Genomic DNA, 18,118 nt, shown 5'->3' on the forward strand with positions numbered 1-18,118 from the left:
GCCGCCCGGCGCCGCTGACCTCGTGCCGCCCCGGCGCTCCCTCGCCCGGGGCGGCCGCCGCGTTCAGCGCTGAGAGGCCGTGCCGCCCCCCGCGTCCGTACCGGCTTCGCGCTTCCTGTGCCACACGAGGATCTGCTCCGCCGTGGCAGCCATCGCTTCGTCCACCATCCGGCCCTCGAAGGTCACGGCGCCCGCGCCCCGTGCCTGCCCGTGGCGTACGGCGGCGATCAGGCGCTCGGCGCGGGCGAGTTCAGCGGCGTCGGGGGAGAAGACCTCGTTGATCACGGGAACGTGCGCCGGGTGGATGGCCACCATGCCGGTGTAGCCGAGTGCGCGGTTCTGCTCGGCGAAGCGCCGCAGGCCGGTGAGGTCGTCGATGTCCGTCCACAGTCCGCCGACGGGGTGCTCGGCGCCGGCGGCCCGAACGTCCAGCAGGACGCGGGAGCGCAGCGCGTGGGTCTCGGTGCCCTCCGGGCTCCAGCGGTAGCCGACGGCGCGTTCGACGTCGCCGCCGGGTGCGCTGAGCGCGCCCGTGTAGGCGACGCGCGAGGACGCGGCGGCGATGTCGTGGGCGTTGCGGAGGGCGACGGCCGTCTCCAGCAGGGGAACCAGGGCGATGGTGCCCACCCGCAGGCCGTGCTCGTGCTCGCACCAGGTCAGCAGCCGGTCGGCAATCCTCACGTCCTCCTCGGAGCGGACCTTCGGCAGGACGAGTCCGGCGAGGCCCGGGCCTGCGACGGCCCGCAGCTCCTCGGCGGCGGACCAGGACTCGAGCGGATTGATCCGCACGAAGAGCTCCATGCCGCCCCCGCCCCCACCCCCGCCACCGGCATCCGGACCGGCGTTCACTGCGACAGCCTCGGCGACGCGCTCACGGGCAGACCGCTTGTCCTGGCCGGCCACGGCGTCCTCCAGGTCGAGGATCGCCGCGTCGGCCCCGGACGCCTCGGCCTTGGCCAGCCACTCCGTTCTCGTACCGGGCACGAACAGCAGCGAGCGCAGCGGCGTCCGCACCGTCCCGCCGTGCCCGTCCGCCTCACACGACACCGTGCTGCTCCAGCTCCGCGAGCTCCTCGTCACTGATGCCGAGCCAGTGGTGGTAGACGAGCCGGTTGTCCTCACCGAGCGCCGGGCCGGTCCGCCACACCTGCCCCGGGTTCTGCCGGAAGTGGGGGATGACGGCCTGCATCCGTACGGGACCGAGGTCCGCGTCCTCGACGGTGACGATGTCCTCCCGCTCCGCGTAGACGGGGTCGGCCGCTATGTCCGCGGCGTCGAAGACGCGCGAGGCCACGACCTCATTGCGCGCGAAGAGTTCCAGGCACTCGTCCACGGGGCGCCGGCCGACCCACTCGCGCAGCGCGGTGTCGAGACGTTCGCGCCCGGCCTGCTGTGCCTCGGTGGTCTCGAACTCCTCCTCGGGCAGACCGAGAAGGCGGGCGACGTTGCGCACCGAGCGGAGCGTGGCCGACGTGACGGTGATCCACTCGCCGTCGCCGGACCGGTAGGTGTTGATCACGGCGGCGGGTGCGACGGCGAGCTGGTTGCCGGACCGCTCGGGCACCGTGCCCAGCTGGTCGTGCACGATGACCTGCCATTCGACGAGCCGGAAGAGCGGCTCGAAGAGCGCGAGGTCGATCCACTCGCCGTCGAAGTCCGGGTCGCGTTCACGGCGGTGCAGCGCGGCGAGCACCGCGTAGGCGCCCATCAGTCCGTTGACGGCGTCGCCGTGGGAGAAGCCGGTGTGCACCGGCGGACCGTCGGGGAAGCCCGTCAGATGGACCACGCCGCTGCGTGCCTCACCCATCTTCCCGAAGCCGGGTGCGTCGGCCAGTGACGACGTGGCGCCGTAGCCCGAGATCTGCAGCAGCACCGCCTTCGGGTTCAGCCGGTGCACCGATTCCCAGTCCAGGCCCCACTCGCTCAGGCGTCCCGCCCGCAGGGTGACGATCACGACGTCGGCCCAGGCGACGAGGCGGTGGGCGACCCGGCGCCCTTCGTCCTGGTGCAGGTCGAGGGTGACGGACCGCTTGTTGCGTGCGGCGACCTTGAACCACAGCGGCGCCCCGTCGCGCCGTGGCCCCATGGCGCGGGCGGCGTCGCCGGAGCCCGGGGGTTCGACGTGTACGACGTCCGCCCCCTGGTCCGCCAGCATCGAACCCGCCAACGGCCCGGCCACGACGTGGGCGAACTCGACGACCTTCAGGTCGCACAACTGCCCGCGGCGTCCGGCGTCGTGGTGGTCGTCGGTCACATGCGCTCCCTTGCTCGGCACTCGCCCGCCGGTCACAGCGGGCGCCTTCCGGCTCAGCCTCTCCGAGCGCAGAAATGCCTGTCCAGCAAGAAAGGACCATCAATCGATGCACTTTTCGCATGGGCCGCTGGGTCGTCACGGGGTCGGTATCACGCCCACGAGACGCCCTCGGGGAGACCGCCGCCGTCCTCGCGCAGCACATCGAGCGTGTCGAGGAAGCGGTGTGCCGCGAGGGGAACGGTCCGCCGTGCCCGCATGACGACATCGAGGCGCCGGTGGACCACGGGCCGGGCGAGCGGCCTCAGGACGAAGGACGCGGTGCCCAGCAGCGGAAGCACGAGGGCCGGCATGGCCGCCACCCCGAGCCCTGCCGCCACCAGCCCGCCGACCGTCGCCACGCTGCCCGCCTCCGCCGCCGGAGCCACCCGGGCGTCGATCTGCGCGAAGGTGGCGTCCGCGAGTCGTCGCACGCTGGAGTCCTGCCCGATCGCGAGATACGGGTGCCGTGCCAGGTCCTCCCATGTGACCTCGTCCCGTTCGGCCAGCTCGTGCCCGGGCGGAAGCACCGCGACGAACCGGTCGCGAACCAGTGGCCGGTGCTCCAGCTGCGCCGAGGGCTCGCCGGCCGTCGTGATCGCGAAGTCCGCGTCGCCGGAGGTGACCCGGCCCAGCACGGTGCGCTCCGGCCCGTCCAGGATCCGCACCGCCGCGTGCGGTCGCTGCCTGCGGAACTCGGAGATCACCTGTGGGAGCAGTACGGCGGCGACGGAGGGCAGCGTGGCCACGGCGACCGTCCCCGACTCGCCGAGCAGGAAGCGCTCCAGCTCCTTCATCCCGGCCCGGTGCGCGCCCAGGATCTGGTCCGCGATGCGCAGGGCCTCCGTACCGGCCGCGGTCAGCTGCACGTTGCGGGTGTCGCGCTCCAACAGCTGGGCGCCGAGGACCCGTTCCAGGTCGGCTACGGCCCTGCTCAGCGACGACTGCGATACGTGCAGTTGCGATGCGGCGGCCGTGAAGCTGGCCGCACGGGCGACGGCGGCGTACGCCGAGAGCTGGCGGAGTGTGGCATCCATGAGCGGCGAGCATAGGCGCAGCGAGCGGCGAACTGATGCGCAGATCGCATGAGTGGATCCCGGTTCAATGCTGGACACCCATTCGATCCGGCTCCGAAACTCTCGGGCAACGCGACGCCCCCACGTCCATGCGTCGCCCGCCGCCAGGCCGCCCGGGAATGAGAGTGAGAGATCATGCTGGCAGCACTGGGTTTCACCACGATCGGTCTCTTCCTCCTGCTCACCATGACCGGACGCGTCTCCGTGCTCGTCGCACTCGTGCTGCTGCCCGTACTCGCGGGGCTGGCCGGAGGGTTCGGGGGCGAGCTCGGCGGAATGGTCCTCGACGGGCTGGCGACGGTCGCACCGACCGGAATCATGATCGCCTTCGCGGTCCTCTACTTCAGCCTCATGGTGGACGCGGGGCTCTTCGACCCGCTGATACGCGGCATCCTCCGGGTGGCCCGCGGCGATCCGCTGCGGATATGCGTCGGCACCGCAGTACTGACGCTCTGCGTGGCGCTCGACGGGGACGGGGCCTCCACCTTCCTCATCACCGTCTCCGCGCTGCTGCCCGTCTACCGTCGGCTGGGCATGAGGCCGCTCGTGCTCAGCGGGATCATCTGCCTCGGCGCCGGGGTGATGAACATGATCCCCTGGGGCGGACCGACCGTCAGGGCCGCGTCGGCGCTCAAGGTGGACGTCTCCGAGATCTTCGTGCCCGTCCTCCCCGCGATGGGGGCCGGCATCGCATGGGTCCTGCTGGCCTCGTATCTGATCGGGCTCCGCGAACGGAAGCGTCTCGGTTCCCTGCCCGCGTCGGACGGACGGGCCGAGGGCTCCGGCGAGGACGTGAGCGACGGGATGGATCCCGAAGACCCGGGCAGCGCACCCGCGTCCACCGCTGGCACCGCCACGTCCACCGCTGGCACCGCCACGACCTCCGCCGGCCCGGCCACCGCCGCACCCGCCCGTCCACGCACCTGGCTGACGGCCTTCAACCTGGTGCTCACCCTGATCCTGCTGGTCGGCCTCGTACTGCAACTCATGCCGCTGCCGGTGCTGTTCGTCATCGGCTTCGCCGTCGCACTGCTCGTCAACCACCCCCGGTGGGAGGACCAGCAGGCGCTGCTCGACAAGCACGGCAAGAGCGTCGTCCTCGTGACCACCATGATCTTCGCGGCCGGCGTGCTCACCGGAATCCTCACCGGCACCAAGATGCTCGACGAGATGGCGCAGGCCCTCGTCTCCGTCATCCCCTCATCGATGGGCGGCCATCTCCCCGGGATCGTGGCCGTCACCGGCATGCCGCTGAGCCTCGCCCTGACCCCCGACGCCTACTACTTCGGCGTGCTCCCGGTGCTCTCGGAGACCGCACAGGGATTCGGCACCGACCCGGCCGAGATCGCACGCGCGGCGATCCTCGGCCAGATGACGACGGGCTTCCCTCTCAGCCCCCTGACGGCCGCGACGTTCATCCTCGTCGGCATGACGGGCGTCCAGTTCGGTGAGCACCAGCGCTTCATCTTCGGCTGGGCCTTCGCGACCACGCTCGTGATGACCGCCGCGGCGATGCTGACCGGGGTCGTGCCGCTCTGAGCCCAGGCGGTGCCGGGCAGGGTCGGTCAGGGTCCCTCAGTGCCGGTACGCCGCGCCGCCGACTTCACCGGGCAGGGCCGCGCCTCCGGTGGCGCCTGATGATGCGCTGGGCGTTCGCGGCCATGGCCTCGTCGACCATCCGCCCTTCGAAGGTCACTGCGCCCGCGCCCTGTGCCTGTCCCTCCCGCACGGCGGCGATCAGGCGCTCCGCGCGGGCGAGTTCGCCCGCTTCCGGGGCGAAGACCTCATTGATCACGGGGACATGGGAGGGGTGGGCCGCGAGCATCCCGGCATAGCCGAGTGAACGATTCTGCTCGGCGAAACGGCGCAGCCCGGAGAGATCGTCGACGTCTGTCCACAGACCGGTGACGGGGTGTTCGGCTCCCGCGCCCCGGATCTCCCGCAGCACGCGGGCACGCAGCGCGTGAGCCTCGCCGGCCCTGGAACTCCTGCGGCGGCCGAGGGTGCGTTCGAGCTCGCTGCCCGGCGTGATGACGGGACCGGTGTAGGCGATGCGCGAGGCCGCGCCGAGGATCGGGCGGACGTCGCCCATGGCCCGCGCGGTGTCCAGCAGGGGAACGAGGGCGATGCCGCCCACCGGGAGACCTTGCTCGTGTTCGCACCGGGTCAGCAGACGGTCGGCGGTCCTTATCTCCTGCTCGAACCGCACCTTCGGCAGGACGAGTCCGGCGAGGCCGGGCCGTGCGACCGTACGCAGCTCCTCGACGGAGGACCAGGCGTCGAGCGGATTGATCCGCACGAAGAGCGCCACCTCCCCGCCGGAGTCGCCCGCGTCGCCCTGGCGGTCCAACGCCTCGCAGACTCGAGCGCGGGCGGTCGGCCTGTCCTCGTCCGGCACCGACGGGTCCGTCAGGTCGAGGATCGCCGCGTCGGCGCCGAACGCCTCGGTCCCGGTCAGCCACTCCGTCTCCGCGGCGGGCACGAACAGCATGGAACGCAGGGGAGCCCGCCGGGACCCGGTCGATTCGTGCGTCTCGAACGACACCGTGCTGCTCCAGTTCCGCAAGCTACTCGTACCGATTTCGACCGGTGATGGTAGATGACAAGGTGGTGATCACCCAGAACGGACCGAAACCTGAGACCCGACCGCGGCTCCGCCGTGTCAGAGCCAGCCCGCGAACTCCAGCAGCAGCTCCCCGTCCTCCCGGTTTCCGCTGCTCATGTGCCGTACGCCGGACTCCACCGCACGGTAGAGCGACCAGCCGCGCAGCCGCTCGCGGTCCACGTCCAGGGAGTCGGCGAGCTTGTTGAGGCGGCGCCTGGTCGCCGAGGCGGCGCCGGGGGAGGCGACCAGATCGTGCAGCCTGTCGCGGACCAGCCGGGCCAGGTCGTATGTGCGCTCGCCCAGCAGCGGGTCGGGGCCGGCCGCGAGCCACGGCGCACGGTCGGCGTCCGCGGCCAGCACCGCGCCCTGCCTGAAGTCGCCGTGCAGCAGCACCTGTTCGGGAGGGTCGCGGAGCAGCGCGTCCCGCAGCTCCAGCGCCTCGTCCCGAATCGGACGCACCCCCTCCGGCGTCGCCGGTGAACGTAGGAACTCGCAGCTGGCGGCGGTGTGTTCGGCGACCGTGCGCAGGTGGTCGGCCCCGGGGACCGCACCGTCGTCGCCCTCGGCCGGGATCCACAGCCGGCGTGCCGCCGAAGCGGCCTCCAGCGTCGCCCTCGCCTCCGGGAGTGACCGCAGCGACATCTCCCCGTGCAGCCGCTCCAGCAGCAGGGCACCTTCTGCGGCGTCGGAGCGCAGCAGCCGCACGGCACCCCGCCCGCCCCAGCGCGCGAGAGCGGCGCCTTCCCGCTCGGTGCGCTCCCGCGCCGCGTAGACGTACGGAGCGAGCAGCTTCAGCGCCGCCGGAGTCCCGTCCGCCTGGCGAACGAGCATGACCAGGCTGCTGCGGCCGCCGGGCGAGACCACGCGGTCCGGCGTCAGCCCCCACTTCTCCAGCATCCGCTCCAGCGTCGCCGGGAGCTCCGCGAGCCATTCCTCACCGGCCCTGCCCAACTCCTCGCCCGCGTGGCCGTGCTGGGAGGCGAGGGTGCGCACAAGCCGCTGCGGAGGATCGAGAGGCAGTGCAGTAGGCATGCGGTGACGTGGACCTTTCCGGACGGCGTGCGGCGGACGGCGGGACACGGACGTGCGGTGTTGTGCCGTGCAGGGCGGTGCGGTTCGGTGTGTGCGAACGGTTGCGCGGTGCCCGGTGCCGGTTCGCCGGCGCCGCCTTCCGGGGACGGTCAGAGCGAACCGGACGTCCCACCGGGCGACGGCGACCCCGAAGACGCCGGGCCGTCGGAGCCGGAGCGCTCGGAGAGACCAGGGAAGGCTACGCTGCTGCCCCGCCACCGCACCGACCGGACCGCCGCCTCGCTCAGCAGCGCCGCCGCCTCCCGTCTGCGGGCACCCTCGCTGGCCCGTACGAGGTCCGCGTACACGCCGGCGAGCCGGTCCTCCAACTCGGCCGCGAGCCGTACCGCGGCGGCGCTGTCCGGCACCGCGAAAGGCAGTGCGTATGCCGCGGCGGCCGGTTCCGGCTCGCCGCCCAGGTCGCGTACCTCCCGGCGCAGCACGTCGCGGCGGGCCCGGTGCGCGTCGTAGGCGCTGCGCGCCTCGCCCTGACGGGACGACTCGATGCGTCCGCCGACGACGCCGTAGCCGTAGACGGTGGCGTGCTCCGCCGCCAGGGCCGCCTGCACGGCGTCGACCAGCTTCTTCATGAGCCGCCGTCCTTCCCGTCCTCAGCGCCGAGCAGATAAGCGTGCGACGCACCGGCCGCCGCGAGCGACGCCAGGAGCCGGGCGGTCTCCGGCGGCGCCTTCACCAGCGCCCCAGTGCGGGCCCGTGCCGTACGCCGCTCCGCGTCGCCCAGCTCCGCCAGCGCCGCCTTCTCGTCACCGGGCACCCGCGGCTTGTGTTGCTTGCCGTTCTTCCCGGTGCCCGGGCCGTCGTCGCCCCTCTTGTCACCGCCGTGGCCGCCCTTGCCGTCGTCCTGGCCGCTGAGCACCTCCGCGTGCCGCATCGTCGCCGCGCGCAGTGGACGCAGCAGGTCCGCGAGGCCCGAGTGCGCCTCGGCGGTGGCGTCGTAGCGTGCCAGCAGGTCGAGACTCTGCTCGGTGGCCTCGTGGCGCAGTCGCCTCTCCACCCCGGCGGTCTGTGCGGCGTCCGTACCGCTCCCGCTCCCCGAACACCCCGAGACGAGCGTCGTCAGCGCTCCGAGAGGGGCGAGGGTGCTCAGAGTCCCGGCGACCATCGACCTTCTGCGCGGGCCCGCCGGCGGTGACGGGGTGAGCGGCATGAGGGCTCCCTGAGCGGCGTCGGCACATCGCTGGAATCTCTGCGGCGGGCACCACATACGGTGATCACCGCCCCGAGAGCGTACCCGCGTCCATTCGAACGCATCGACGGGCCACCCTCGCTATCGCATGAGTACCCGCACGTCTCTGACATCCCGCCCGGATCGCCCGTCTGGTCGGCGCCGGGCGTGGCAGACGTTAGGCTTGGTCCGGTACACGACCAGTTCACCTCCCCTGTTTCAGGCACCCCTACAACAGCACACGCGGCCGAGGAGTCACCCGGATGAGCACCACCCAGAGCGAGAGGCTGCGCGCACTGCTCGAGCCGCTCGTGAGCAAGAAGGGGCTGGATCTCGAAGAGATCGAGGTGACCCCCGCCGGGAGACGACGGGTGCTCCGCGTCGTGGTCGATTCCGACGACGGGGTCGAGCTCGACATGTGCGCCGAGCTGAGCCGCGCGTTCTCCGAAGTGCTGGACGAGTCGGACGCCATGGGCGGCAACCCGTATGTGCTGGAAGTGACTTCCCCCGGTGCGGACCGCCCGCTCACCGAGCAGCGCCATTACCGCCGTGCCGTCGGCCGGCTGGTCAAGGCGAATCTCACGGAGAACGCGGGCGGCGGCGAAGTGACCGCACGAGTCACGGGCGTCGACGACGAGGGAATCGACCTGGAGGTCCCGGGCGTGAAGGGGCGCAAGCCCACCGCCCGCCGGCTCGCCTTCGACGACATCACGAAGGCCCGCGTGGAGATCGAGTTCAACCGCAAGGCCGCCGAGAAGCGAGCGCAGCACGGGTCCGCGGCCGCTGACGACGAAGGCAAGGAGGAGGCGTAGCCGTGGACATCGACATGAGTGCCCTGCGCGGGCTGGTGAGGGAGAAGGAGATCTCCCTCGAACTGCTGGTCGAGGCGATCGAATCGGCCCTCCTCATCGCCTACCACCGTACGGAGGGCAGCTACCGCGACGCCCGCGTCGAGCTGGACCGCAAGACGGGTCATGTGACGGTCTGGGCCAAGGAGAGCCCGTCCGATCTGCCGGAGGGGGCCGAACCGCAGGAGTTCGACGACACCCCGACCGGCTTCGGGCGCATCGCCGCCACCACTGCCAAGCAGGTCATCCTGCAGCGGCTGCGGGACGCCGAGGAGGAAGTCACCTTCGGCGAGTACGCGGGCCGGGAGGGCGACGTCGTCGCGGGCGTGGTCCAGCAGGGCAAGGACCCGAAGAGCGTGCTGGTCGACATCGGCAAGCTGGAGGCGATCCTTCCGCCGCAGGAGCAGGTACCGGGCGAGGACTACGCACACGGCACCCGGCTGCGCACGTACGTCGTGCGGGTCGCCAAGGGGGTTCGCGGGCCTTCGGTGACGCTCTCGCGCACCCACCCGAACCTGGTCAGGAAGCTCTTCGAGCTGGAGGTGCCCGAGATCGCGGACGGCTCGGTCGAGATCGCAGCGATCGCGCGCGAGGCGGGGCACCGTACGAAGATCGCCGTGCGTTCGACGCGATCCGGGCTGAACGCCAAGGGCGCCTGCATCGGGCCGATGGGCGGCCGTGTGCGCAACGTCATGGCGGAGCTGCACGGTGAGAAGATCGACATCGTGGACTGGTCCGACGACCCTGCCGACTTGGTCGCTCACGCGCTCTCCCCGGCACGTGTGAATCAGGTCGAGATCGTCGATCTCGCCGCGCGTTCCGCGCGTGTGACGGTGCCCGACTACCAGCTGTCCCTGGCGATCGGAAAGGAAGGCCAGAACGCCCGTCTCGCCGCACGGCTGACGGGCTGGCGCATCGACATCCGTCCGGACACGGCGGATGTTGGCGAAGCCGTCTCGGCCGAGCCGGAAACGGCGCCGGGACACGCTGCCGAGCAGGGCTGAAACCAAGAGGGTCACCGTTACCCCCGAAGGGGTGTGACGGTACGGGGAGGTAGACTTAACAGTGTCTGGCCGGACGCGAGTCCGAGCATGCCCACAGCGCACTTGCGTGGGCTGTCGGAAGCGCTCGGACAAACCCGATCTGCTGCGTGTGGTGCTGAGCGGGGGCCGCTGCGTCCCTGATCTTCGCGGTACGCTGCCCGGCCGGGGCGCGTATCTGCATCCCATGTCGATCTGCCTCGACCAGGCTGTCCGTCGACGGGCGTTCAACAGGGCCTTTCGCGGTCCGGGGCCGTTCGACGTGACAGCGGTGCGGCGGCAGATGGAGCAGATCGAACAGGCAGAACCGTAAGACAGTCCGTTCGGAACCCTCCGTGCGGAGAGGTACCTCGCGAGTCGGAAGTAGGTCGAGATTGCGATGAGCACTCGATGAGTACGCGATGAGTACGCCCATGCATAAGTAGCGAAGGTCCGGCGGCGGACGAGCCCCCCGGACCGTAAGGAGCGAAGTGGCTAAGGTCCGGGTTTATGAGCTCGCGAAGGAGCTCGGAGTCGAGAGCAAGGTCGTCATGGCCAAGCTCAACGAACTGGGCGAATTCGTCCGCTCGGCGTCCTCGACGATCGAGGCGCCTGTAGTACGCAAGTTGACCGACGCGTTCGACGCGGCCGGTGGTGCCGGAGCGTCCGGCGCCAAGAAGTCCGCGGCGAAGCCGGCGGCGCCGAAGAAGGCAGCCGCCAAGCCCGCCGCCCCCAAGCCCGGCGGTGCGGCTGCACCCAAGCCCGGCGCGGGAGCAGCGAAAACGAGCCAGTCCAATACTCCCAAGCCGGGAGCACCCAAGCCGGCACCGGAAGCCCCTGTCTCGCCCGCACCCGCGGCCGAGGGGGAGACCGGCGGTCCGGTCACTCCGGCCGCTCCCGCGTCCGGCCAGACGGAGGCCCCCAAGCCGGGCGGCCCCAAGCCAGGTCCGGCGAAGCCGGAGTTCTCGGCGCCCGCGGCTTCGGCGGACACCGCCAAGCCCGGTGCGGCGGCTCCGAAGCCCGGGCAGGCACCCAAGCCCAGCCAGAGCGCGCCGAAGCCCGGCCAGAGCCAGGGCGGTCGCGGCGGCCAGGGCGCACGTCCGGGTCAGGGCGCACCCAAGCCGGGTGGCCGTCCGTCCGGCCCGCGTCCGGGCAACAACCCCTTCACGTCGGGCGGTTCGACCGGTATGGCGCGCCCGCAGGCGCCCCGTCCCGGTGGTGCCCCCAAGCCGGGGCAGCCGCCGAAGCCCGGTGGTCAGGGCCAGGGCGGTCCGCGTCCGCAGGCGCCGGGCGGCCGTGGTGGTGCCACTCCGGGCAACATGCCGCGCCCGCAGGGCGGCGGCGGCCAGGGCGGTCCGCGCCCCGGCGGCGGTGGCGGTGGTAACCGGCCGAACCCGGGCATGATGCCGCAGCGTCCCGCTGCCGCTCCGCGTCCGGGTCCCGGCCGCGGTGGTCCCGGTGGCGGCCGCGGTGGCCCCGGTGGCGGTCCCGGCCGTCCCGGCGGCGGTGGCGGCGGCTTCGCCGGTCGTCCGGGTGGTGGCGGCGGTGGCCGTCCCGGCGGCGGTGGCGGCGGCTTCGCCGGCCGTCCCGGTGGTGGCGGCGGTGGCCGTCCCGGTTTCGCCGGCCGTCCCGGCGGTCCCGGTGGCCGCGGTGGTACGCAGGGCGCGTTCGGCCGTCCCGGCGGTCCGGCCCGTCGTGGCCGCAAGTCGAAGAGGCAGCGCCGCCAGGAGTACGAGCAGATGCAGGCGCCGTCGGTCGGCGGCGTGATGCTTCCGCGCGGCAAGGGCGAGACCGTACGGCTCTCGCGCGGCGCCTCGCTCACCGACTTCGCGGAGAAGATCAACGCCAACCCGGCGTCGCTTGTCCAGGTGATGTTCAACCTGGGTGAGATGGTCACCGCGACGCAGTCCGTCTCCGACGAGACGCTGGGCCTGCTCGGCGAGGAGATGAACTACGTCGTCCAGATCGTCAGCCCGGAGGAGGAGGACCGCGAGCTTCTCGAGTCCTTCGACATCGAGTTCGGCGAGGACGAGGGCGGCGAGAAGGCGCTCGTGCCGCGTCCGCCGGTCGTGACCGTCATGGGTCACGTCGACCACGGTAAGACGCGCCTTCTGGACGCGATCCGCAAGACCAACGTCATCGCGGGCGAGGCCGGCGGCATCACCCAGCACATCGGTGCCTACCAGGCCGCGACAGAGGTCAACGACGAGGAGCGCAAGCTCACCTTCATCGACACCCCTGGTCACGAGGCGTTCACCGCCATGCGTGCCCGTGGTGCCAAGTCGACGGACATCGCGATCCTGGTGGTCGCGGCGAACGACGGCGTCATGCCCCAGACGATCGAGGCGCTGAACCACGCCAAGGCGGCCGAGGTGCCGATCGTGGTCGCGGTCAACAAGATCGACGTCGAGGGCGCCGACCCGACGAAGGTGCGCGGTCAGCTGACCGAGTACGGCCTGGTGGCCGAGGAGTACGGCGGCGACACGATGTTCGTCGACATCTCCGCCAAGCAGGGCGAGAACATCGACGCGCTGCTCGAAGCGGTCGTGCTGACCGCGGACGCGGCGCTCGATCTGCGGGCCAACCCGGAGCAGGACGCACAGGGCATCGCGATCGAGGCACACCTCGACCGCGGCCGTGGCGCCGTGGCGACGGTGCTGGTCCAGCGGGGCACGCTCCAGGTCGGCGACACCATGGTCGTGGGCGACGCCTACGGCAGGGTCCGCGCGATGCTCGACGACAGGGGTGAGCACATCAAGGAGGCGGGTCCGTCGACCCCCGTCCTGGTGCTGGGTCTCACCAACGTCCCGGGCGCGGGTGACAACTTCCTGGTGGTCGACGAGGACCGTACGGCCCGTCAGATCGCCGAGAAGCGTGCCGCCCGCGAGCGCAACGCCGCGTTCGCCAAGCGCACCCGCAGGGTCTCTCTGGAGGACCTGGACAAGGTGCTCAAGGCGGGCGAGGTGCAGCAGCTCAACCTCATCATCAAGGGCGACGCCTCCGGTTCGGTCGAGGCCCTGGAGTCCTCGCTGCTTCAGCTGGACGTCGGCGAAGAGGTCGATCTGCGCATCCTGCACCGCGGTGTCGGTGCGGTCACCGAGACCGACATCGACCTGGCGACGGGTTCCGACGCCATCGTCATCGGCTTCAACGTCCGTGCCGAGGGGCGCGCGACGCAGCTGGCCGACCGCGAGGGTGTGGATGTCCGCTACTACTCGGTGATCTACCAGGTCATCGAGGAGATCGAGGCGGCCCTCAAGGGCATGCTCAAGCCGGTGTACGAGGAGATCGAGCTCGGCACGGCGGAGATCCGCGAGGTCTTCCGCTCCTCCAAGCTCGGCAACATCGCGGGTGTCCTCATCCGTTCCGGTGAGGTCAAGCGGAACACCAAGGCCCGCCTCGTGCGCGACGGCAAGGTCGTGGCGGAGAACCTCAACATCGAGGGCCTGCGCCGCTTCAAGGACGACGTCACCGAGATCCGTGACGGCTTCGAGGGTGGTATCAACCTCGGCAGCTACAACGACATCAAGGTCGACGACGTCATCGCCACGTACGAGATGCGGGAGAAGCCCCGCGGCTGACGCTGCCGCGGCGCCGCAGCAGGCGAGTTGAGCCGGTCCGGGGCCGGTCGGCGGAGGAAACTCCGTCGATCGGCCCCGGCGGCATCTTCTACGATCTCCGGGTGTATGTGGGGACTCTTTCCATCGACCTGCTGCTGGGCGACGTCCGTTCGCTGAAGCAGAAGCGCTCCGTCGTCCGCCCGATCGTCGCCGAACTGCAGCGCAAGTACGCGGTGAGCGTGGCGGAGGTCGCGGAGCAGGATCTCTATCGCCGCACCAGGATCGGCCTGGCGGCGGTCTCGGGGGACGCGGCGCACGTGTCAGACGTGCTGGACCGGTGCGAGCGGCTCGTCGCCGCACGCCCGGAGGTGGAACTGCTGTCGGTGAGGCGGCGCTTCCACGGAGAAGAAGACGATTAGCGAGGAGACGGACCAGTGGCCGACAATGCACGGGCGAAGAGGCTTGCCGACCTCATCCGTGAGGTGGTCGCGGAGAAGCTGCACCGGGGGATCAAGGACCCGCGGCTCGGCACACATGTGACCGTCACGGACACCCGGGTCACCGGGGACCTGCGGGAGGCGACGGTCTTCTACACCGTCTACGGCGACGACGAGGACCGCCAGGCGGCTGCCGCCGGGCTGGAGAGCGCAAAGGGCGTGCTGCGCACCGCTGTCGGTGCGGCAGCGGGCGTGAAGCACACCCCGAGCCTGAGCTTCGTCGCGGACGCCCTTCCGGAGAACGCCCGCACGATCGACGACCTCCTCGCGAGGGCGAAGGCGTCGGACGAGGAGGTCCGCAAGGCCTCCTCCGGCGCGGACTACGCGGGCGGGGCGGACCCTTACCGCAAGCCGGGCGAGGACGAGCAGGCCGAGGACGAATGAACTGTGGCGCGTAAGAAGGACCAGGATCCCGGCGGGCTCGTCGTCGTCGACAAGCCCGCCGGCTTCACGTCGCACGACGTCGTCGCGAAGCTGCGTGGCATGGCCCGCACGCGGCGCGTCGGACATGCGGGCACGCTGGACCCGATGGCCACCGGTGTGCTCGTCATCGGCACCGGGAAGACCACACGGCTGCTCGGTCATCTCGCCCTGACGGAGAAGGAGTACGTCGCGACGGTCCGGCTCGGGCAGAGCACTGTCACCGACGACGCCGAGGGCGAGGTAACCGAAGCGCTCGGTGCCTCGGGCCTCTCGGGCGAGGCGCTCGAGGCGGCCGTCGGAAAGCTCACCGGGCGCATCCGTCAGGTGCCGTCGAAGGTGAGCGCGGTGAAGGTCGACGGCAAGCGCTCCTACCAGCGCGTGCGCGAGGGGGAAGAGGTCGAACTTGCCGCCCGCGACATCACCGTCTCCGCGTTCGACGTGCACGAGGTGCGCCGCGGTGAACGGGCCGAGGACGGCACCGAAGTCACCGATCTGGTGGTCTCTGTCGTGTGCTCGTCCGGCACCTATGTGCGGGCGCTGGCGCGCGATCTGGGTGAATCCCTCGGTACCGGCGGGCACTTGACGGCGCTGCGCCGTACAAGGGTGGGGCCCTACCGGCTGGAGGAGGCCCGGTCCCTGGAGGCGCTGCAGAGCGAGACGGACAGCGGCGGGGGCCTGTCGCTGCTGCCGCTCGCGGAGGCCGCCGCCGCGGCCTTCCCGCGCTGGGACGTCGACGCGGAACAGGCGCGGATGCTCGGCAACGGCGTGCAACTGCGCATGCCGGCACCGGAGTCGGCATCGGGGAAGGTCGAAGGCCCTGTGCCCGTCGCGGTGTTCGGTCCCGAGGGCGAACTGGTAGCGCTCGTCGAGGACCGCCAGGGCCGGGCGAAGAGCCTCGCGGTGTTCGTCCAGCAGTAGCCACGGCGCTCCGAAAAGGCACCTACGGCACTCGAAGTTGCGCGGTTCGCGCGAGAACCCCTTCCACCTCGCCTTCTTGTACCCCTTGACAGGCGCAATGTGTGCAGACGAAGCTTCGTTGAGCGAAACGCGCAGGAAATACTGCGCGAATCAGTCAAGTGGCGGGGCCGTGGTCGGCTTGGAGGGGCATCGTGGCGCAGATACTCGTGGTCGCCGACGACCTCACCGGCAGCAACGCCACCGGCGCCCTCTTCGCGCGTCAGGGCCTGCACACGGTCACCGTCAGTGACCTCGAACAGGTGCCGCGGTACGCCGACGCCGTCGACGTCCTCGTGGTCAACTCCGGGTCCCGCCGCTTCACGCAGGCGGAGAGCTACGCCGCCGTACACGCCGCCGTCACCGCGGCGGCGGGCGACGGCCTCGTCGTCAAGCGCGTCGACACCACGCTGCGCGGCAACCCCGGCCGCGAACTGGACGCCATCGTCGACGCGGTCACCGCACGCGACGCATCGGCACCCGTACGGGTACTGGCGGTTCCCGCCTTCCCCGACGCCGGGCGCACAACGGTCGGCGGCATCCACCTCGTGGACGGCGTTCCGCTGACCCGGACGCCCGTCGCCCAGGACCTGTTCACCTCGGTGCGGCACTCCCGCATCACCTCCGTCCTCGCGGAGCAGAGCGCCCTGACCACCGCCGAAGTCCCGCTCGACGTCGTCGAGGACGGCCCCGGCAGGGTGCTGGAGGCCTTGCGGCAGCCGGCCCGGGTCCTGGTCTGCGACGCCACCGACAACGAGCATCTGCGTACCGTCGCGGCCGCGGCCGCCCGGCTCACCGCCGAGGACGGAACACGCTGGATCTCCCTGGACTCCGGCCCGTTCGGAGCCGCCCTCGCGGCGGAGCTGGGCATCCGCCCGGCCGGCGCCGCACCCCGCATCCTCGCGATAGTCGGCAGCGTCACGGAGGCCACGAACGAGCAGATCGCCAGGACCGAGAAGGCGCTCGGTGCGCACTACGTCCTGATGGACCCGGACGACCCGGCGCCCGACCCGCAGCGGATCGTCGGCGAGCTGCAGGCGGCGGCCGATTCCGGGACCGCGGTGCTCGGCGTCCGGGTTGCGCCGACCGCCGTGCGCGATCCCGCTGCGGCGGAGCGCATCCTGCGCTGCCTCGCCGAGGTCGCCGCGCAGGCTGTCGACGCACTGGATCCGGGCGGTCTCTACACCTCCGGCGGCGACGTCGCCGCCGCTGTCACCGGTGCGCTCGGCGCCGAGGGCTTCGCGATCGAGGCAGAGGTGCTGCCGCTCGCCGTGGCGGGCCATCTGGCCGGCGGGCCGCACAGCGGTCTGCCCTTCGCCACGAAAGGCGGACTCATCGGCGGCCCCGACGCCGCCGTGGCCTGCCTGGAGCGGTTGCGCGCCATGCACACGCGCAGCACTCCCCGAGCTCCCGGGACTCCCGGACAACCCGGCCCTTCCGGTGACCCGGACGCCGTCCCGTCCGATGACCCGGACGATCCCGGCACACCCCACAATTCCACATCGGGTTCCAACCACCGCAGAGCAGAAGAGGTTTCCTCATGACCAGCCGCCGGCTTCCCGTTCTCGCCGTCACCCTCGGCGACCCCGCTGGCATCGGGCCCGAGATCACCGCCCGTACCCTCGCCGACCCGCAGACCGCGGACCTCGCCCACGGCATCGCCGTCGGAGACGCCGCCGTACTGCGCAGGGCGGTCAAGGTGTGCGGACTGGACGTCCAGGTGAACGCGGTCGGTTCGGTCGCGGAGGCCCGCTTCGCGCCCGGCACCATCGACGTCCTCGACCTGGGAATCGCCGGCGACGACCTCGAATGGGGCAAGGTCAGCGCCGTGGCGGGCCGTTCGGCCGTGGCCGCCATCGAGGCCGCCACTGCTGCCGCGATGGCGCGCGAGGTCGACGGGATCGTCACCGCACCCATCAACAAGGAGGCGGTGTGGGCCGCGGGTGCCGAACACCTCGGCCACACCGAGATGCTCGGCGAACTGACCGGCGCCGCGCACTTCGACACGATGTTCGTCGTCCGCGGGCTGAAGATCTTCTTCACGACGCGGCACGTCTCCCTGCGCAAGGCACTCGACCAGATCGACGAGGAGCGGGTGAGCGCCAGCATCCGCCACGCGGTCACCGCGCTGCGGGTCTTCGGCCACGACGAACCGCGGCTCGGCGTCGCCGCCATCAACCCGCACGGCGGCGAGAACGGGCACTTCGGCGACGAGGAGATCGTCGCGCTGCGTCCGGCTGTCGAGAGGACCGCGGCCGAGGGGCTCGACGTCGTCGGCCCGATCCCGGCCGACTCCGTCTTCCACCAGGGGCTGCAGGGCCGCTTCGACGGTGTGCTCTCGCACTTCCACGACCAGGGGCACATCCCCGCCAAGACCGTCGACTTCGACGGAACGGTCTCGGTGACCGTCGGCCTGCCGATCCTCCGCACGTCGGTGGACCACGGAACGGCCTTCGACATCGCCGGAACCGGCAAGGCCTCGCCGGGCACCATGGCCGCCGCCTTCCGCGCCGGCGTGGACTTCAGCAGCTCGGCCGGACGCATCAGGGCGACCTACGGCGGCGCGGCCTGACCGCCGAGTCGAATTCC

17 protein-coding genes are annotated in these 18,118 nt (G+C 71.5%); 10 read left to right on the forward strand and 7 right to left on the reverse strand.

All coding sequences use genetic code 11. The features are described 5' to 3' along the window. Positions 1 to 63: 63 nt before the first annotated feature. The 3 genes from I004_RS0110545 to I004_RS0110555 form a co-directional block, all read right to left on the reverse strand. Positions 64 to 1,047 carry an HpcH/HpaI aldolase/citrate lyase family protein gene (locus I004_RS0110545; protein WP_028435463.1) on the reverse strand — a complete coding sequence of 328 codons (984 nt, stop codon included), beginning with the start codon at positions 1,045 to 1,047 and terminating at the stop codon, positions 64 to 66. Beyond that, positions 1,037 to 2,254 (reverse strand): CoA transferase, encoded by a 1,218-nt coding sequence (locus I004_RS0110550; protein WP_028435464.1) that lies wholly within the window; start codon positions 2,252 to 2,254, stop codon positions 1,037 to 1,039. The genes I004_RS0110545 and I004_RS0110550 overlap by 11 nt, the downstream gene beginning before the upstream one ends. A 149-nt stretch (positions 2,255 to 2,403) precedes the next feature. After that, positions 2,404 to 3,327 (reverse strand): LysR family transcriptional regulator, encoded by a 924-nt coding sequence (locus I004_RS0110555; RefSeq protein ID WP_028435465.1) that lies wholly within the window; start codon positions 3,325 to 3,327, stop codon positions 2,404 to 2,406. Between the two features lie 174 nt (positions 3,328 to 3,501). On the opposite strand from I004_RS0110555, the gene I004_RS0110560 reads away from it, so the two are divergent. Beyond that, positions 3,502 to 4,905 (forward strand): citrate:proton symporter, encoded by a 1,404-nt coding sequence (locus tag I004_RS0110560; protein WP_028435466.1) that lies wholly within the window; start codon positions 3,502 to 3,504, stop codon positions 4,903 to 4,905. 64 nt (positions 4,906 to 4,969) lie between these two features. Here the strand turns inward: I004_RS0110560 and I004_RS0110565 are convergent, their stop codons facing one another. The 4 genes from I004_RS0110565 to I004_RS33280 form a co-directional block, all read right to left on the reverse strand. Further along, positions 4,970 to 5,857, reverse strand: a complete 888-nt coding sequence (locus tag I004_RS0110565; RefSeq protein ID WP_106965316.1) for an aldolase/citrate lyase family protein — start codon at positions 5,855 to 5,857, stop codon at positions 4,970 to 4,972. Positions 5,858 to 6,028: 171 nt separating this feature from the next. Beyond that, positions 6,029 to 7,003 (reverse strand): aminoglycoside phosphotransferase family protein, encoded by a 975-nt coding sequence (locus tag I004_RS0110570; protein ID WP_028435468.1) that lies wholly within the window; start codon positions 7,001 to 7,003, stop codon positions 6,029 to 6,031. A 149-nt stretch (positions 7,004 to 7,152) separates the two neighbouring features. After that, entirely contained in the window at positions 7,153 to 7,632 is a 480-nt protein-coding gene (locus I004_RS0110575) for a ferritin-like domain-containing protein (RefSeq protein WP_028435469.1), read from the reverse strand. Next, positions 7,629 to 8,210: a hypothetical protein gene (locus tag I004_RS33280; RefSeq protein WP_078510985.1), complete on the reverse strand. Its 582-nt coding sequence runs from the start codon at positions 8,208 to 8,210 to the stop codon at positions 7,629 to 7,631. The genes I004_RS0110575 and I004_RS33280 overlap by 4 nt, the downstream gene beginning before the upstream one ends. Before the next feature lie 281 nt (positions 8,211 to 8,491). On the opposite strand from I004_RS33280, the gene rimP reads away from it, so the two are divergent. The 9 genes from rimP (at position 8,492) to pdxA (ending at position 18,101) form a co-directional block, all read left to right on the forward strand. Continuing rightward, a complete protein-coding gene (gene rimP, locus I004_RS0110585) occupies positions 8,492 to 9,040 on the forward strand; it encodes a ribosome maturation factor RimP (RefSeq protein ID WP_028435470.1) in 549 nt (182 codons plus the stop codon). Positions 9,041 to 9,042: 2 nt separating this feature from the next. Then, a complete protein-coding gene (gene nusA / locus I004_RS0110590; RefSeq protein WP_028435471.1) occupies positions 9,043 to 10,080 on the forward strand; it encodes a transcription termination factor NusA in 1,038 nt (345 codons plus the stop codon). 61 nt (positions 10,081 to 10,141) lie between these two features. Continuing rightward, positions 10,142 to 10,429, forward strand: a complete 288-nt coding sequence (locus tag I004_RS38100; protein WP_078510986.1) for a YlxR family protein — start codon at positions 10,142 to 10,144, stop codon at positions 10,427 to 10,429. A gap of 157 nt (positions 10,430 to 10,586) precedes the next feature. Continuing rightward, positions 10,587 to 13,676 carry a translation initiation factor IF-2 gene (gene infB / locus I004_RS0110595; protein WP_028435472.1) on the forward strand — a complete coding sequence of 1,030 codons (3,090 nt, stop codon included), beginning with the start codon at positions 10,587 to 10,589 and terminating at the stop codon, positions 13,674 to 13,676. 101 nt (positions 13,677 to 13,777) lie between these two features. Next, the gene (locus I004_RS0110600; RefSeq protein WP_028435473.1) at positions 13,778 to 14,074 is read left to right on the forward strand and encodes a DUF503 domain-containing protein; all 297 of its coding nucleotides are present in this window, start codon (positions 13,778 to 13,780) and stop codon (positions 14,072 to 14,074) included. 15 nt (positions 14,075 to 14,089) lie between these two features. Next, entirely contained in the window at positions 14,090 to 14,536 is a 447-nt protein-coding gene (gene rbfA, locus I004_RS0110605; RefSeq protein WP_028435474.1) for a 30S ribosome-binding factor RbfA, read from the forward strand. Between the two features lie 3 nt (positions 14,537 to 14,539). After that, the gene (gene truB, locus I004_RS0110610; protein WP_028435475.1) at positions 14,540 to 15,493 is read left to right on the forward strand and encodes a tRNA pseudouridine(55) synthase TruB; all 954 of its coding nucleotides are present in this window, start codon (positions 14,540 to 14,542) and stop codon (positions 15,491 to 15,493) included. Positions 15,494 to 15,684: 191 nt separating this feature from the next. Next, the gene (locus tag I004_RS33285) at positions 15,685 to 17,073 is read left to right on the forward strand and encodes a four-carbon acid sugar kinase family protein (RefSeq protein WP_078510987.1); all 1,389 of its coding nucleotides are present in this window, start codon (positions 15,685 to 15,687) and stop codon (positions 17,071 to 17,073) included. Then, positions 17,070 to 18,101, forward strand: a complete 1,032-nt coding sequence (gene pdxA / locus I004_RS0110620) for a 4-hydroxythreonine-4-phosphate dehydrogenase PdxA (RefSeq protein WP_028435476.1) — start codon at positions 17,070 to 17,072, stop codon at positions 18,099 to 18,101. The genes I004_RS33285 and pdxA overlap by 4 nt, the downstream gene beginning before the upstream one ends. The last annotated feature ends 17 nt before the right edge of the window (positions 18,102 to 18,118 follow it).

It is taken from the genome of Streptomyces sp. TAA486 (genome assembly GCF_000426165.1).

What these genes read in the sequence shown, in the direction of transcription:
- I004_RS0110555 (WP_028435465.1), bottom strand. Translation starts at nt 3,327, where the DNA reads ATGGATGCCACACTCCGCCAGCTCTCGGCGTACGCCGCCGTCGCCCGT.
- I004_RS0110560 (WP_028435466.1), top strand. Translation starts at nt 3,502, where the DNA reads ATGCTGGCAGCACTGGGTTTCACCACGATCGGTCTCTTCCTCCTGCTC.
- I004_RS0110565 (WP_106965316.1), bottom strand. Translation starts at nt 5,857, where the DNA reads ATGCTGTTCGTGCCCGCCGCGGAGACGGAGTGGCTGACCGGGACCGAG.
- I004_RS0110570 (WP_028435468.1), bottom strand. Translation starts at nt 7,003, where the DNA reads ATGCCTACTGCACTGCCTCTCGATCCTCCGCAGCGGCTTGTGCGCACC.
- I004_RS0110575 (WP_028435469.1), bottom strand. Translation starts at nt 7,632, where the DNA reads ATGAAGAAGCTGGTCGACGCCGTGCAGGCGGCCCTGGCGGCGGAGCAC.
- I004_RS33280 (WP_078510985.1), bottom strand. Translation starts at nt 8,210, where the DNA reads ATGCCGCTCACCCCGTCACCGCCGGCGGGCCCGCGCAGAAGGTCGATG.
- rimP (WP_028435470.1), top strand. Translation starts at nt 8,492, where the DNA reads ATGAGCACCACCCAGAGCGAGAGGCTGCGCGCACTGCTCGAGCCGCTC.
- pdxA (WP_028435476.1), top strand. Translation starts at nt 17,070, where the DNA reads ATGACCAGCCGCCGGCTTCCCGTTCTCGCCGTCACCCTCGGCGACCCC.